The 14,789-nt window shown below is 52.0% G+C and carries 16 protein-coding genes; 1 reads left to right on the top strand and 15 read right to left on the bottom strand.

The window, feature by feature from the left end; translation table 11 throughout:
* Nucleotides 1–5: 5 nt before the first annotated feature.
* From ptsG to yceD, 14 genes are all read right to left on the bottom strand, one after another.
* Nucleotides 6–1,439: a PTS glucose transporter subunit IIBC gene (gene ptsG / locus FCH32_RS22390; RefSeq protein ID WP_096757538.1), complete on the bottom strand. Its 1,434-nt coding sequence runs from the start codon at nt 1,437–1,439 to the stop codon at nt 6–8.
* A gap of 416 nt (nt 1,440–1,855) precedes the next feature.
* The gene (locus FCH32_RS22385) at nt 1,856–2,653 is read right to left on the bottom strand and encodes a metal-dependent hydrolase (protein WP_135912250.1); all 798 of its coding nucleotides are present in this window, start codon (nt 2,651–2,653) and stop codon (nt 1,856–1,858) included.
* Nucleotides 2,654–2,663: 10 nt separating this feature from the next.
* Nucleotides 2,664–3,668, bottom strand: a complete 1,005-nt coding sequence (gene holB / locus FCH32_RS22380) for a DNA polymerase III subunit delta' (RefSeq protein WP_115258855.1) — start codon at nt 3,666–3,668, stop codon at nt 2,664–2,666.
* Nucleotides 3,665–4,306 (bottom strand): dTMP kinase, encoded by a 642-nt coding sequence (gene tmk, locus FCH32_RS22375; protein WP_115258856.1) that lies wholly within the window; start codon nt 4,304–4,306, stop codon nt 3,665–3,667. Before tmk ends, holB begins: the two co-directional genes overlap by 4 nt.
* A complete protein-coding gene (gene yceG / locus FCH32_RS22370; RefSeq protein WP_115258857.1) occupies nt 4,296–5,318 on the bottom strand; it encodes a cell division protein YceG in 1,023 nt (340 codons plus the stop codon). The genes tmk and yceG overlap by 11 nt, the downstream gene beginning before the upstream one ends.
* A 2-nt stretch (nt 5,319–5,320) precedes the next feature.
* On the bottom strand, nt 5,321–6,130 hold the full coding sequence (gene pabC / locus FCH32_RS22365; RefSeq protein WP_174361554.1) for an aminodeoxychorismate lyase: 810 nt from the start codon (nt 6,128–6,130) through the stop codon (nt 5,321–5,323).
* A 127-nt stretch (nt 6,131–6,257) separates the two neighbouring features.
* Entirely contained in the window at nt 6,258–7,499 is a 1,242-nt protein-coding gene (fabF, locus tag FCH32_RS22360; RefSeq protein WP_115258859.1) for a beta-ketoacyl-ACP synthase II, read from the bottom strand.
* An 85-nt stretch (nt 7,500–7,584) separates the two neighbouring features.
* A complete protein-coding gene (gene acpP, locus FCH32_RS22355; RefSeq protein ID WP_000103754.1) occupies nt 7,585–7,821 on the bottom strand; it encodes an acyl carrier protein in 237 nt (78 codons plus the stop codon).
* Nucleotides 7,822–7,976: 155 nt separating this feature from the next.
* Nucleotides 7,977–8,711, bottom strand: a complete 735-nt coding sequence (fabG, locus tag FCH32_RS22350) for a 3-oxoacyl-ACP reductase FabG (protein WP_096757545.1) — start codon at nt 8,709–8,711, stop codon at nt 7,977–7,979.
* Nucleotides 8,712–8,723: 12 nt separating this feature from the next.
* Nucleotides 8,724–9,653, bottom strand: a complete 930-nt coding sequence (gene fabD / locus FCH32_RS22345; RefSeq protein ID WP_174361553.1) for an ACP S-malonyltransferase — start codon at nt 9,651–9,653, stop codon at nt 8,724–8,726.
* Nucleotides 9,654–9,668: 15 nt separating this feature from the next.
* Nucleotides 9,669–10,622 carry a beta-ketoacyl-ACP synthase III gene (locus FCH32_RS22340; protein WP_174361552.1) on the bottom strand — a complete coding sequence of 318 codons (954 nt, stop codon included), beginning with the start codon at nt 10,620–10,622 and terminating at the stop codon, nt 9,669–9,671.
* 77 nt (nt 10,623–10,699) lie between these two features.
* Nucleotides 10,700–11,779, bottom strand: coding sequence for a phosphate acyltransferase PlsX (plsX, locus tag FCH32_RS22335; protein WP_096759432.1), 1,080 nt, complete (start codon nt 11,777–11,779; stop codon nt 10,700–10,702).
* 122 nt (nt 11,780–11,901) lie between these two features.
* Nucleotides 11,902–12,075, bottom strand: coding sequence for a 50S ribosomal protein L32 (rpmF, locus tag FCH32_RS22330; protein WP_003036242.1), 174 nt, complete (start codon nt 12,073–12,075; stop codon nt 11,902–11,904).
* A 16-nt stretch (nt 12,076–12,091) separates the two neighbouring features.
* Complete coding sequence (gene yceD / locus FCH32_RS22325; RefSeq protein WP_115258860.1) at nt 12,092–12,613, bottom strand: 23S rRNA accumulation protein YceD; 522 nt, start codon at nt 12,611–12,613, stop codon at nt 12,092–12,094.
* A 197-nt stretch (nt 12,614–12,810) separates the two neighbouring features.
* Between yceD and FCH32_RS22320 the strand changes: the two genes are divergently transcribed.
* Complete coding sequence (locus FCH32_RS22320) at nt 12,811–13,395, top strand: Maf family protein (protein WP_096757549.1); 585 nt, start codon at nt 12,811–12,813, stop codon at nt 13,393–13,395.
* An 82-nt stretch (nt 13,396–13,477) separates the two neighbouring features.
* On the opposite strand, the gene rluC is transcribed toward FCH32_RS22320, so the two are convergent.
* Entirely contained in the window at nt 13,478–14,431 is a 954-nt protein-coding gene (gene rluC, locus FCH32_RS22315; RefSeq protein WP_168246964.1) for a 23S rRNA pseudouridine(955/2504/2580) synthase RluC, read from the bottom strand.
* Nucleotides 14,432–14,789: the final 358 nt, after the last annotated feature.

Below are 14,789 nucleotides of genomic sequence, written 5' to 3'. Positions count from 1 at the left end.
ACGGCTTAACTGTTACGGATGTATTCATCCATTTCAGTTTTCAGGTTATCGGACTTGGTGCCGAAAATAGCCTGAACACCAGAACCCGCAACCACCACGCCTGCTGCACCCAGTTTCTTCAGGCCAGCCTGATCCACTTTGGCGACGTCAGCCACGCTGACACGCAGACGCGTAATGCACGCATCGAGGTTAGTGATGTTTTCTTTTCCGCCGAACGCAGCAACCAGGGCCGGAGCCATTTCACCCGTTGCGCCCGCTTTGCTGTCTTCAGTCGCGTCTTCACGACCCGGTGTTTTCAGGTCCAGCGCTTTGATCAGCACACGGAAGATGGTGTAGTAGGCGATAGCATAGCCAGCACCGACAATTGGGAACAGCCACAGTTTGCTGCTGTTACCGGACAGAACGATAAAGTCGATCAGACCATGAGAGAACGACGTACCGTCACGCATACCCAGCAGGATACAGATCGGGAATGCCAGGCCTGCCAGAATCGCGTGGATGATGTACAGGATCGGCGCCACGAACATGAAGGAGAACTCGATCGGCTCGGTAATACCGGTCAGGAACGAGGTCAGCGCCGCGGAGATCATGATACCGCCCACTTTCGCGCGGTTTTCTGGTTTTGCAGAATGCCAGATAGCAATAGCGGCAGCCGGCAGACCGTACATTTTGAACAGGAAGCCACCAGACAGCATGCCCGCAGTCGGGTCACCCGCCATATAGCGAGGGATATCGCCGTGGAACACCTGGCCCGCAGCGTTGGTGTATTCGCCAATCTGCATCTGGAATGGAACGTTCCAGATATGGTGCAGACCAAACGGTACCAGGCAGCGTTCAATGAAGCCGTAGATACCGAACGCCACAACCGGGTTCTGGTATGCAGCCCATTGGGAGAATGTCTGGATAGCAGTACCGATCGGCGGCCAAATAAAGGACAGGACCACACCCGTAAAGATGGCAGCCAGACCAGAAATAATTGGAACGAAGCGCTTACCGGCAAAGAAGCCAAGATACTCAGGCAGTTTGATACGGTAGAAACGGTTGAACATATACGCTGCTATCGCACCGGAGATAATCCCCCCGAGAACACCCGTATCAGCAAGGTGTTTAGCTGCGATCTCTTCAGCAGGTAAATGCAGAACCAGCGGCGCAACCACAGCCATGGTCTTGACCATGATGCCGTAGGCAACCACTGAAGCCAGTGCGGAAACACCGTCATTGTTGGTGAAGCCTAACGCGACACCGATGGCAAAAATCAACGGCATGTTTGCAAAAACAGAACCGCCTGCTTCTGCCATAACGTGCGATACAACGGCTGGCAGCCAGCTGAAGTTAGCGGAACCGACGCCCAGCAGGATACCTGCGATCGGGAGTACGGATACCGGCAGCATCAGCGATTTACCGACCTTTTGCAGGTTAGCAAATGCATTCTTAAACATAATTAGGAGTGCTCCTGAGTATTTGTGCTTATACACTTCATCCTTCAAACCGCCTCAGTGTTGGCTGCGCTCGTTCATCCCAGTCACTTACTTAAGTAAGCTCCTGCAATTCACTCACTTGCCGCCTTGATGCTGCTTGAATGATTTTGCGTATTCTACGTTCTCACGCATTGGCGAGGGGGGAGAACCTCGCCGTGAACAGGGCATCTAAGTACCCTTTATTTATTACACAGAGTAAAATAATTCAGCTTATTTTTGTTTGACGGCTATCACAATTCAGCTGTGGATAGCCGTAAAATTCGCACAATCCGATAAAATGAGTATCTGAATGTGTCTAACTGGTTATTCACCGCCCATTTTATGGCGGTGAACTTTACTCGGTTTACTTATTAATTACGAGCTTTAAAAAAACTCAATTAACGGATAGATTGCAGGCGAGAAGCGTTGATGTGAAACAGGCGGGCAAAGTTATCAGTGGTGATTTGCGCCAGTTCTTCAACGGCAACACCTTTCAATACGGCCATATACTCTGCGACATCACGAACCATGGCGGGCTGGTTCTCTTTACCACGATGCGGTACCGGCGCAAGGTACGGAGAGTCAGTCTCAACTAACAAGCGATCCAAAGGAACATAGCGCGCGGCGTCGCGTAACTGTTCGGCGTTACGGAACGTGACAATGCCGGAAAAAGAGATATAGAATCCGAGATCCAGCAATTTGCCCGCAGTTTCCCTGTCCTCTGTAAAACAGTGTAGTACGCCGCCACAATCCGTCACGTTTTCTTCTCGCAGAATCGATAGCGTATCGGCTCGCGCATCACGGGTATGGACGATCACTGGTTTTTGCAGTTCGCGGCCAATCTGAATGTGATGAATGAACGACTCCTGCTGACGCACTTTGGTTTCCGGGGTGTAGAAATAGTCCAGCCCGGTTTCCCCCATCGCCACCACGCCGTCTTCCGCGGCAAAGCGACGCAGGTCTTCTACATCATAGGTTTCATCCTGATTTAACGGATGTACACCGCAGGAGAACACCACATTATCGCGCTCGCCAACCAGGTCGCGCATATTGCGGTATCCGGGTAAGGTGGTCGCTACGGCAAGACAAAACTTCACATCACGCGCTGCCGCTTTCGCCAGCACGTCATCCACGTCCTTATGCAAAGATTGATAATCCAGGCCATCAAGATGGCAGTGTGAGTCGACTAAAAACATAATGTCTCTCTCAAAGATGGGGAACAGGCAGTACGGCGCCTGGTTGCAGGTAATGCTCAATACGCAGGATAAGATCGGTTAATACCAGTTCACGATTGACACCCGTCACGTTGAGCAGTTGCTGACGGCAGTGGCACACATCACCCAGCATCGCCTGAATCTGCGCCACGGAGAACCGTTCAGCAATGGATGAAATCAACGCCAGTGCATCAGGGTTAGTTAAATGGGCAGCACCATACGGACGTTTGAGCGCATCCGTAAACAGCGTTGCCAGCCAGTGTAAGCGGGCTGCAGCTTGTTCATGGTTGAGCGCCGCCAGCAGCTGATACCAGTCGCCGGAATGCAAGGTGTTCGCCAGTGCCGCGCAAAAATCGCTACGGTGCGCCCAGCTTTCTGCCTGAAGCAACATTAGTGCCGCCCCAGGAGACCCGGCGCTCAGGCGTAGTGCGCTAAGAAGTGCATCCTGCGGGGCAGTCACTTCGCGGGCCAACCAGGAAACCGCATACGATTCCTCCGGGGGAGCAAGGTGATGCAATCGACAACGGCTGCGTAATGTGGCAAGTAAGCGTGCCGGCTCGGTAGTAGCCAGGAAAAACCACGTTTGCGCCGGCGGCTCTTCTAACGTCTTTAGCAGGGCATTGGCTGCCGCATCCGTTAACTGGGCAGCATCGGGGATCCACACCACTTTGGCACCGCCCAGACGCGAATGTTCGTACAGCTTTTCAGTGACTTCACGCACCGCGTCAACACCCAGCGTGTTCTTTCCTTTTTCCGGCAGCAGAGAATAATAGTCAGGATGCGTTCCTGCCTGCATCAACTGGCAACCACGGCAACGTCCGCAGCTTTTATGCCCTTCCGGCTGCTGGCACATCAGATAGCGACTCAGGGCGTAAATCAGCGCGTCGTCACCCATACCGGGTAACGCCTGAATCAGTAACGCATGGTGACCGCGACCCGCCTGGTAACTGGCGACAAGTTTTTCAAAATCGGGTCGTAACCATGGATACCATTTCATGCGCCCTGCTCCTGTACCCAGTGGGTAATGGTGCTACGGATATCATTCATGACAGCTTCAAGCGGCTGCGTGGCATCTATGGTACGGATACTGGGATCTATCGCCGCCAGTTCCAGATAGCGGGCACGGGTGCGATTAAAGAAGTCAAAAGACTCCTGTTCAATGCGGTCCAGCTCACCACGAGCACGGGCACGCTTTAAACCCACTTCAGGCGTCACATCCAGATAGAGCGTCAGGTCCGGGCGAAAATCACCGAGTACCGCATCACGCAGAGTGGCCAGCATCGTTTGGTCGATGCCACGGCCACCGCCCTGATAGGCCTGGGTCGACAGATCGTGACGGTCGCCAATCACCCAGGCACCTTTTGCCAACGCAGGCTTAATGACGGTTTCGACCAGCTGAACACGTGCGGCGTAGAACATCAGCACTTCCGCTTTATCGGTAATCACTTCGTCACCGACCGACTTGATGTCCAGCACCAGGCTTCTTAATTTCTCTGCCAGCTGGGTCCCACCTGGCTCGCGGGTAAACACCATGTCGCGGATACCGAGTTGCTCAAGTGTCTCCACCACTACATCCCGCGCGGTAGTTTTTCCGGCGCCTTCCAGGCCCTCGATGACGATATAATTACTGCCCATTTTTTTCCTTAAGCACTTTCAGATAATCCTGCACAGATCGGTTGTGGCTGGCAAGATTGGTATTAAACGTGTGACCACCTTTACCGTCAGCCACGAAATAGAGATACGGTGTTTTTGCCGGATGCGCGGCGGCCTGCAATGAGGCTTCGCCCGGCATAGCAATCGGGCCTGGCGGCAGCCCGGTAATGGTGTAGGTGTTATACGCAGTCGGCGTTTCCAGGTCGGCGCGCGACAATTTACCATTATACCGTGTGCCCATCCCGTAAATCACGGTCGGATCGGTCTGTAAGCGCATGCCAATACGTAAACGGTTTATAAACACCGAGGCCACCTGATCGCGCTCGCTGGCGACAGCGGTTTCTTTTTCAATAATAGAGGCCATGGTCACCAGCTGATTTTTGTCGGTATACGGTAGACCTTCGGCACGCCCTTCCCAGGCAGTATCAACAGCTTTGACCATTTTCTGGTGTGCACGCTTCAGCAGCGCCACATCCGAGGTGTTGGCGGTATACATCCAGGTATCCGGCCAGAACCAGCCTTCCACCCATTCCGGGTTCTCCAGCTTCAGCGCCTCGGCAACGGTAGCGTAGTTGTCGTCGCTCAATGTGTGCTTGATATAGGGCGCATCGCGCAGCTGTTTAAGGTAATCACTCAGGCGCATGCCCTCAACCAGACGTAATGGGAACTGTGCTTCTTTTCCGCTTTCCAGCAGTTGCAACATTTCCCGTACAGTCATATCAGGCGTCAACCGGTAGGTCCCGGCTTTAAAATGCGAAAGGTCGGGTTCAATACGCAGTAACCACTGGAATACGCGTGGACGATTAATCACCTTATCTGCATACAGCTGCTCACCCAGAGCCAGACGACCCGTGCCCGCTTTCAGCGTAAAAATCGTTTCATCTTTAATCAATAATTTACTGTCCGCCAGATGGCGAACTTTCCACATTCCCACACCCGTGGCAATGCCCAGCACAACCAGCAATAAAACAACAACGCGTAACAATTTTTTCATGACTAATTTGGGTGCTCACAAAGTGGGGCTAAAAAATCGAATAACAAACGTGAAGACAACATCCTGTCACCACAGGCACGCACAGGAACCACCGGCATTAATGCATTACAGACAACCATCTCATCCGCCTGCATCACGTCCTCTTCCCGCGCATACACGTCGACAATCTTGAACGGTGATTGTGCCAGCATCCGCATACAGAATTGTCGCATAATGCCGTTCACGCCAGCCTGATCCAGTCGAGGAGTATAAACGACATCGTCTTTACGCCAGAACACATTAGCCGCACAGCATTCCGTAACCCATCCCTCACTGTCAAGAACCAGCGCTTCATCGGCGTCTGTCTGCTCAAGATGAGAACGAATCAGCACCTGCTCCAGTCGGTTCAAGTGTTTAATTCCGGCAAGCATCGGATTGCGCCCCAGACGCACAGGACTTACAGCCAGAACAATCCCATCGTTCTGCCAACAAGCGTAATGTGTGGGAAAGGCAGAAGTAGAGAGAATACGCGTAGGCGAATGACAGTTCGCGCCACTATAGCCCCTGCCCCCGCTACCACGACTGATGATCACTTTCAGTACACCACGTGTATGCCCGACCGCCAGCATTTGCATTTCATCTTGCAGTTCTGACCACTTATCGAAGGGGATCAGCAATTTTTTGCATGCGTCGTCTAAACGCTGGAGATGCGCCGAAAGAAAACACACATTACCATCGACAATTCGCGCAGTGGTAAAACATCCGTCACCAAACTGCGTCGCACGATCGTTTGCAACCAACGTGCCCTGCTCACGGCCATTAATTAAGAACATGGTGGCTCCTTATTCGTGGTCCGCTAGTTTGGCAGGATGCCAAAGCCAGGACAAGGTCGAAAAATCGAATAAAAAAAGGCCCGCAAGCGGACCTTTTTTATGACGCCAGGTAAGTTACCTGCGGGACTTAGATCTTTTTAAAGATCACCGAACCGTTAGTACCACCAAAGCCGAAGGAGTTACAAAGAGCATATTCCATGCCGCTGACCTGACGTGCTTCGTGCGGAACAAAGTCCAGGTCACAACCTTCATCCGGGTTATCCAGGTTGATGGTTGGTGGAACCGCCTGATCGCGCAGCGCCAGAATAGAGAAAATAGACTCTACCGCGCCCGCCGCACCCAACAGGTGTCCGGTCATGGATTTGGTCGAACTGACCATCACGCTACGTGCCGCATCACCAAAGACAGATTTCACTGCCTGAGTTTCCGCTTTATCGCCTGCTGGTGTAGACGTGCCATGTGCGTTGACATAGGCAATCTGACCGGGTTCGATAGCCGCGTCACGTAATGCGTTGACCATCGCCAGTGCAGCACCCGCGCCGTTTTCCGGCGGCGAAGTCATATGGTAAGCATCGCTGCTCATCCCAAAACCGACCACTTCAGCGTAAATTTTTGCACCACGCGCTTTTGCATGCTCGTACTCTTCCAGTACCACCATACCAGCGCCGTCGCCCAGCACAAAACCGTCACGCTCTTTGTCCCACGGACGGCTTGCCGCTTGCGGGTTATCATTACGCGTAGACAGCGCACGTGCTGCGCCAAAACCACCCACACCCAGCGGTGTACTGGCTTTTTCAGCACCACCCGCAACCATCGCGTCTGCGTCGCCGTATGCAATGATACGCGCGGCATGACCGATGTTATGCACGCCTGAAGTGCAGGCGGTAGCGATGGAGATGCTTGGCCCTTGCAGGCCGTACATGATGGTCAAGTGACCGGCCACCATGTTAACAATCGTCGACGGAACGAAGAATGGACTGATCTTACGTGGTCCACCGTTTACCAGCGAGGTATGGTTTTCTTCGATAAGACCGAGACCACCAATACCGGAGCCAATAGCGGCGCCAACACGGTGAGCGTTCTCTTCCGTAATTTCGAGACCAGAATCCTGCATGGCCTGAACGCCAGCGACAATTCCATATTGAATGAAGGCATCCATCTTGCGCTGTTCTTTGCGCGAGATAATGTCATCACAGTTAAAATCCTTTACTAAGCCAGCAAATTTCGTTGCATAGGCGCTAGTATCGAAATGGTCGATCAGGCTGATGCCACTCTGACCGGCAAGGAGAGCTTTCCAGGTAGACTCTACGGTATTGCCGACAGGAGACAACATGCCCAGTCCGGTCACAACTACACGACGCTTAGACACGGTTGTCCTCCAGGGAGGGAAAATAATTCAAGTGGGATAAAAAGATAAAACTCAGGCGGTCGAATGACCGCCTGGAGATGTTCACTTACGCCTGGTGACCGTTGATGTAATCAATGGCAGCCTGAACGGTAGTGATTTTCTCAGCTTCTTCGTCCGGAATCTCAGTATCAAACTCTTCTTCCAGAGCCATTACCAGCTCAACGGTGTCAAGAGAATCTGCGCCCAGGTCTTCAACGAAGGAAGCATTGTTGGTTACTTCTTCCTGCTTAACGCCCAGCTGTTCGCCGATAATTTTCTTAACGCGTTCTTCGATAGTGCTCATACTCTTAAATTTCCTATCAAAACTCGCTTTCGCGATGGTTTTCGTAGTGTATAAAATGTTGAAAAATTTGCAACTAAATCCCGGCAGGTCTTACCACGATTTTGCGTTATTTTGAGGGCATTCACCCTAATAACGCAAATTTTTTTATCTCGTGGTTAAACCATGTACATCCCGCCGTTGACATGCAAAGTCTCACCTGTGATGTAACTTGCTTCGTCAGAAGCTAAAAATGCAACCGCATTGGCGATTTCATTTGGGGAGCCAAGGCGCCCCGCAGGAACTGCCGCCAGCGTACCCGCACGCTGCTCATCAGTCAGCGCACGCGTCATGTCCGTTTCAATAAAGCCCGGAGCAACAACGTTTACAGTAATGCCACGAGACGCAACTTCACGCGCCAGTGATTTACTGAAGCCGATCAAACCCGCTTTCGCCGCAGCGTAGTTGGCCTGACCCGCATTTCCCATGGTACCAACCACAGAACCAATAGTGATAATACGACCATGACGCTTTTTCATCATAGCGCGCATTACCGCTTTTGACAGACGGAAAACAGATGACAGGTTGGTTTCGATGATATCGTTCCACTCGTCATCTTTCATGCGCATTAACAGGTTATCACGAGTAATCCCGGCATTATTAACCAGAATATCGACTTCCCCAAATTCTGCGCGAATATTTCCCAGAACAGATTCGATAGATGCAGGATCGGTCACATTCAACACCAGACCTTTACCATTTGCACCTAAGTAATCGCTAATGGCCTGCGCACCGCTTTCGCTGGTTGCAGTGCCGATCACTTTCGCGCCACGGGCAACGAGTGTTTCAGCAATTGCGCGGCCAATGCCACGGCTTGCACCGGTAACCAGCGCGATTTTTCCTTCAAAACTCATGGTTTTCCTCTTTTATTGCGCAAGCGCCGCAGTCAGCGCCGCCGGCTCATTCAATGCCGAAGCAGTCAGGGTATCAACAATACGTTTTGTCAGACCCGTGAGGACTTTACCCGACCCCACTTCATACAGATGCTCTACGCCCTGGGACGCCATAAACTCGACGGTTTTGGTCCACTGAACCGGGCTGTACAGTTGGCGAACCAGCGCATCGCGGATCGCGTCTGCGTGGGTTTCGCACTTCACATCGACATTGTTCACAACCGGAACGGTCGGTGCGTTAAAAGTAATCTTCTGCAGTTCAACGGCCAGTTTTTCTGCTGCTGGTTTCATCAACGCGCAGTGAGACGGCACGCTAACCGGCAGCGGCAGAGCACGTTTCGCACCTGCAGCTTTACATGCTGCACCTGCACGTTCTACGGCTTCTTTATGCCCGGCAATCACCACCTGGCCCGGTGAGTTAAAGTTAACCGGTGATACAACCTGACCTTCTGCTGACTCTTCACAGGCTTTCGCGATGGACGCATCGTCCAGGCCGATGATAGCAGACATGCCGCCCGTACCTTCCGGCACCGCTTCCTGCATGAATTTGCCACGCAGTTCAACCAGGCGTACGGCATCAGCAAAGTTGATGACACCCGCGCATACCAACGCGGAGTATTCACCCAGGCTATGCCCGGCCATCAGCGCAGGCGTTGCGCCACCCTGCTGCTGCCACACGCGGTACAATGCAACAGAGGCCGTTAACAGCGCTGGCTGCGTTTGCCAGGTTTTATTCAGTTCTTCTGCTGGTCCCTGCTGGGTAAGTGCCCACAGATCATAGCCCAGCGCAGCTGAAGCTTCAGCAAAAGTTTCTTCAACAATGGGGTAGGCTGCAGCCATTTCAGACAACATCCCAACGGTTTGAGATCCCTGACCCGGGAACACAAATGCAAATTGCGTCATGTTAAAATCCTTATACTAGAAACGAACCAGCGCCGAGCCCCAGGTGAATCCACCCCCGAAGGCCTCAAGCAATATCAGCTGACCGGCTTTAATTCGCCCGTCGCGGACGGCTTCGTCCAACGCACATGGAACGGAAGCGGCTGACGTATTGCCATGTCTGTCCAGCGTAACCACGACATTATCCATCGACATGCCCAGCTTTTTCGCCGTCGCGCTGATAATGCGCAAGTTTGCCTGGTGCGGTACCAACCAGTCCAGGGCAGAACGGTCGAGATTATTCGCTGCCAGCGTTTCATCAACGATGTGTGCAAGCTCGCTAACCGCCACTTTAAAGACTTCGTTACCCGCCATGGTCAGATGAATCGGGTTCTCCGGATTCACACGATCGGCATTCGGCAGTGTCAACAGTTCGCCATAGCGACCATCAGCATGCAAATGTGTGGAGAGAATGCCTGGCTCTTCTGAGGCACTCAGTACCACCGCGCCAGCACCATCACCAAAAATAATGATCGTCCCGCGATCGGTCGGATCACAAGTACGCGCCAGCACATCAGACCCGATCACCAGCGCGTGCTTCACTGCGCCGGACTTAACGTACAGGTCAGCCACGCTCAGGGCATAAGTAAAACCGGCGCAGGCAGCCGCGACGTCAAACGCCGGGCAGCCTTTAATTTCCAGCATACTTTGGATCTGGCACGCCGCACTCGGAAAAGCGTGCGTTGATGATGTGGTCGCAACCACAATCAGACCAATTTGATCTTTATCGATGCCAGCCATTTCAAGTGCGCGGTTTGCGGCGGCAAAGCCCATCGTCGCAACGGTTTCATTGGGCGCGGCAATATGGCGTTCACGGATACCTGTACGAGTGACAATCCACTCATCAGATGTCTCGACCATTTTTTCCAAATCGGCGTTAGTACGCACTTGTTCAGGCAGATAGCTGCCAGTACCAATAATCTTCGTATACATGTACGCTCAGTCACTTTTTGGTTATATACCGCTACGAACAAATCACGGGTAGGTAGGCTACGCTCTCGACCGCACTATCATCTGCGCGCCCGCGAGCGTGTCGTTTCGCCACCATCCAGCAGTTCGAATCCAGCTGGGTATACAGATTCCAGGCGAGCGGCAATTCGCTGAGGAACTTGTCGCTGCACCGCCTGCACTGCCTGTTCAATCGCGACTTCAAATGCTCGCTGATTGGCCGCACCATGACTTTTTATCACTGTGCCGCGCAATCCTAACAGACAGGCGCCATTATACTGGTCGGGGTTGAGGTGACTGAATCGCCTCGTTAGGCTTTTTTGTAACCAACGTTTTAATAACAGCAGCCACCACGACCGTTTTTTGCCCTCACCCTGAGATTTCAGCAGTGAAAGGAACATTCTTACAACACCTTCCATCGTCTTTAATGTGACATTGCCTGTAAAGCCGTCACAAACCAACACATCGGTTTTGCCAGTCAACAACTCATTGGCTTCAAGATAGCCGATATAGTTAATGGAAGGGATTGTTTTTAGCACAGCAGAAGCATCCCGAATACTGTCGAGACCCTTAGTTTCTTCTTCACCGATATTAAGCAATGCAACGCGAGGGCTGGCAATCCCAACCACCTCTTCTGCCAGCACGGAACCCATGACGGCAAATTGCACCAACATCGTACTGTCGCAATCAACGTTAGCGCCGAGATCCAGCACCACCGTTTTGCCCTTCTGCTGATGCGGCAACACCGTCACCAACGCAGGTCGCTCAATCCCCTCAAGGGGTTTGAGTAATAACTTCGCAAGTCCCATTAGCGCGCCCGTATTACCGGCGCTCACACAGGCTTCTGCACGACCTTCTTTCACGAGCTCCAGGGCAACACGCATAGAGCTACCACGACTGGCGCGGATAGCCTGCGAGGGCCGGGCATCACTGGCAATAACTGACTGAGCAGGGATAATCTGCAGACGTGAACGTTGTTCGAAGTCAGCTTTGGCAAGTAATGGCGTGATTGTATCGGGATCCCCGACTAAAAGAAGTGTGAGTTGCGAATTAGAATTCAGTGCCTGCAGTGCTGCAGGCACTGTCACGGTAGGGCCAAAATCGCCCCCCATGACATCTAACGCCAGGGTTAGACGTGTCAAGGTATCGTCGCTGCTCGGCTAGGTGTTTCCCCAGTTACCCGGGGAAAGCCTCACTAAGCTTCATCACGCTGGTTCTCTTTGTCTTTCTCACCGAGGTGGGAAATTCATTGAGCCATGCGTGATTACTTAGCGATTACCTTACGGCCGCGGTAGAAACCATCGGCAGTGATGTGGTGACGCAGGTGTTGTTCACCAGAAGTTTTGTCTACAGACAGGCTGGTGACTGCGGTCAGAGCGTCATGAGAACGACGCATGCCACGTTTGGAACGGGTTGGTTTATTCTGTTGTACGGCCATGGACCTTACTCCTCAATTACTTACGCTTTAAGCTGGCTAATACGGCAAATGGATTTGGTTTTTGCGCTTCATCAGGCAATTCACCAAAGACCATGTCCGCCTCGGACACTTCACAGTGTTCAGAATCATGCACCGGAACTACCGGCAAGGAGAGGATAATCTCATCTTCAACCATTGCAAGCAGATCGATTTCACCGAATTCGTTAACCTCAATCGGTTCATACGCTTCCGGCAGTGCTTCAGCCTGCTCGTCAGAACGGACAGGACTAAAACAATATGTTGTGTGGACATGGAGTGGGAACGGTTTCCCGCAACGCTGGCATGCGAGCGTAACCGAGACCTTCGCATCACCGGTAATAACGGCAAGACGTTGGTTATCGATCGCGAACGACATGGAGCATTCCACATCACTGTCCACACTGACTACAAAATCGGTGACGCGCTCTAACAGATCAGAAGTATAGATACCTTCATAATCGAGGCGTTTTTGAGCCGTACGAACCGGATCAAGAGTCAGGGGTAATTTTACCTTTTGCATAGGGCGCGCATATTAACTTTGTAACGTCATAGAGTCAAAGAAAAAGGCAGCCTGAGGTTGCCTTTTGCCAATAATTCGCACACATTGCGGGTCATCGACTTAAAATCACTCAAGTCTGGCCATAGCAGCCAACTTGAAGGTCGAGAGCCCTAGTTTAAAATGGCTCTCATCATTACGCTATATGCGAGGGAAAAAATATGCCTCAACTCATTCTTGCGTCTACCTCTCCCTGGCGTCGCGCCTTGCTTGAAAAACTGGCCATCCCGTTCGAATGTGCAGCACCTGAGGTTGATGAAACACCGCAGCCTGGCGAAACACCTCGGCATTTGGTGTTACGTCTGGCCCAGGAAAAAGCGCAATCTCTTGCCCACCGCTACACATCACACCTCATTATTGGATCCGATCAAATCTGTGTACTTGATGGAGAAATAACCGGAAAACCGTTAACAGAAGAAAAGGCCAGACAACAATTAACCAAAGCCAGCGGCAATATTGTGACGTTTTACACCGGACTGGCGCTGTATAATTCTGCAAACGGACATTTACAAACCGAAGTCGAACCGTTCGATGTTCATTTCCGTCATTTAAGCGAGACGGAAATTGACGATTACGTACGCAAAGAACGTCCGTTACATTGTGCCGGCAGTTTTAAAAGCGAGGGATTAGGTATTGCGCTCTTTGAGCGTCTGGAGGGTCGCGATCCTAATACGTTGGTTGGCCTGCCGCTGATTGCGTTGTGTCAAATGCTACGCCGGGAAGAGATGAATCCGCTGAAAGCCTGATTAATCTTCCTGATGGCGACGCGGTGCGTCTTATCAGGCCTACGGCGCATAACGCAATGGTAGGCCTGATAAGCAACGCGCATCAGGCTTTGCTGCGTAATATTTCAAGGCAGCGTTTCAGCTGATTATCCATCGGGGCTTCAACACGCATGACCTCACCGGTCCCCGGATGGGTAAACTTCAATGCTGCGGCATGCAGAAACAGTCGGTTCAGCCCCGTACCGGCCAACTGCTTGTCGAACTCACGGTCGCCATAGCGATCGTCAAAAGCAATAGGATGTCCAGCATACTGGGTATGCACGCGAATCTGGTGGGTCCGCCCGGTTACCGGACTACAGCGCACAAGCGTGGAAAACGCATAGCGCTCTTCCACTTTAAATCGCGTCTCCGACGGTTTACCTTCCTGATTTACCCGCACGATTCGCTCACCGCTTTGCAGAATATTCTTTAACAGCGGCGCCTGTACGGTTTTGACATGCGACTGCCACTGACCTCTTACCAGCGCCAGGTAATCTTTTTGCATTCCCTTTTCGCGCAACTGTTCATGCAGCGAACGCAGTGCGGAACGTTTTTTGGCAACCAACAGCACGCCAGACGTGTCACGGTCGAGGCGATGCACCAATTCAAGGAAACGTGCCTCCGGGCGTAACGCTCGCAGACCTTCAATTACCCCAAAGCTTAATCCACTGCCGCCATGCACGGCCGTGCCTGACGGTTTGTTGAGCACCAGAATATGGTCATCTTCATACAGAATAACATCGGCCAGCGCGGCGACCTTCTGCAGATGCGGTGAAATAGCTTCTTCTTCGCGCTCAGCGACACGCACTGGCGGAATACGCACAATATCTCCGTCTTCGAGCTTGTACTCGGGTTTGATGCGTTTTTTATTCACCCGCACTTCGCCCTTACGCAAAATGCGATAAATCATACTTTTTGGCACACCTTTAAGCTGGGTGCGCAGAAAGTTGTCGATGCGTTGCCCTGCTTCGTCGGCAGTAATGGCAACAATTTTTACGGCTGGAGTCTCTGTTTTCATGGGTGCCGATTTTAAATAGCCATCAAGATTCGCGCCACACATTTTTCTATGCTTATATTAACTGCTATACCCTATTACACAGGTTTGACAGTTTCGATTTGGTGGTTATTAAACCAATCACTGTACGGAAGTGTAAAAACTGTGAGTAACCGGGTGGTAAATGGCAAAAGTCATCTTGCTATAACAAGGTTAGCAGTGGAATAATGAGGTCGTCTCCGTGTTGAATCTTGTTAAAACAAGAACTTTTCCGGAATGACCCAATTTTGCCCGACCGATCATCAACGCAGCAATGGCGTAAGACGTATTGATCTTTCAGGCAGTTAGCGGGCTGCGGGTTGCAGTCCTTACCGGTAAGTGC

The organism is Citrobacter gillenii (assembly GCF_013337685.1).
In the GTDB taxonomy this organism is placed as follows: domain Bacteria; phylum Pseudomonadota; class Gammaproteobacteria; order Enterobacterales; family Enterobacteriaceae; genus Citrobacter; species Citrobacter gillenii.
This window is presented reverse-complemented; position numbering and strand designations above follow the sequence as displayed.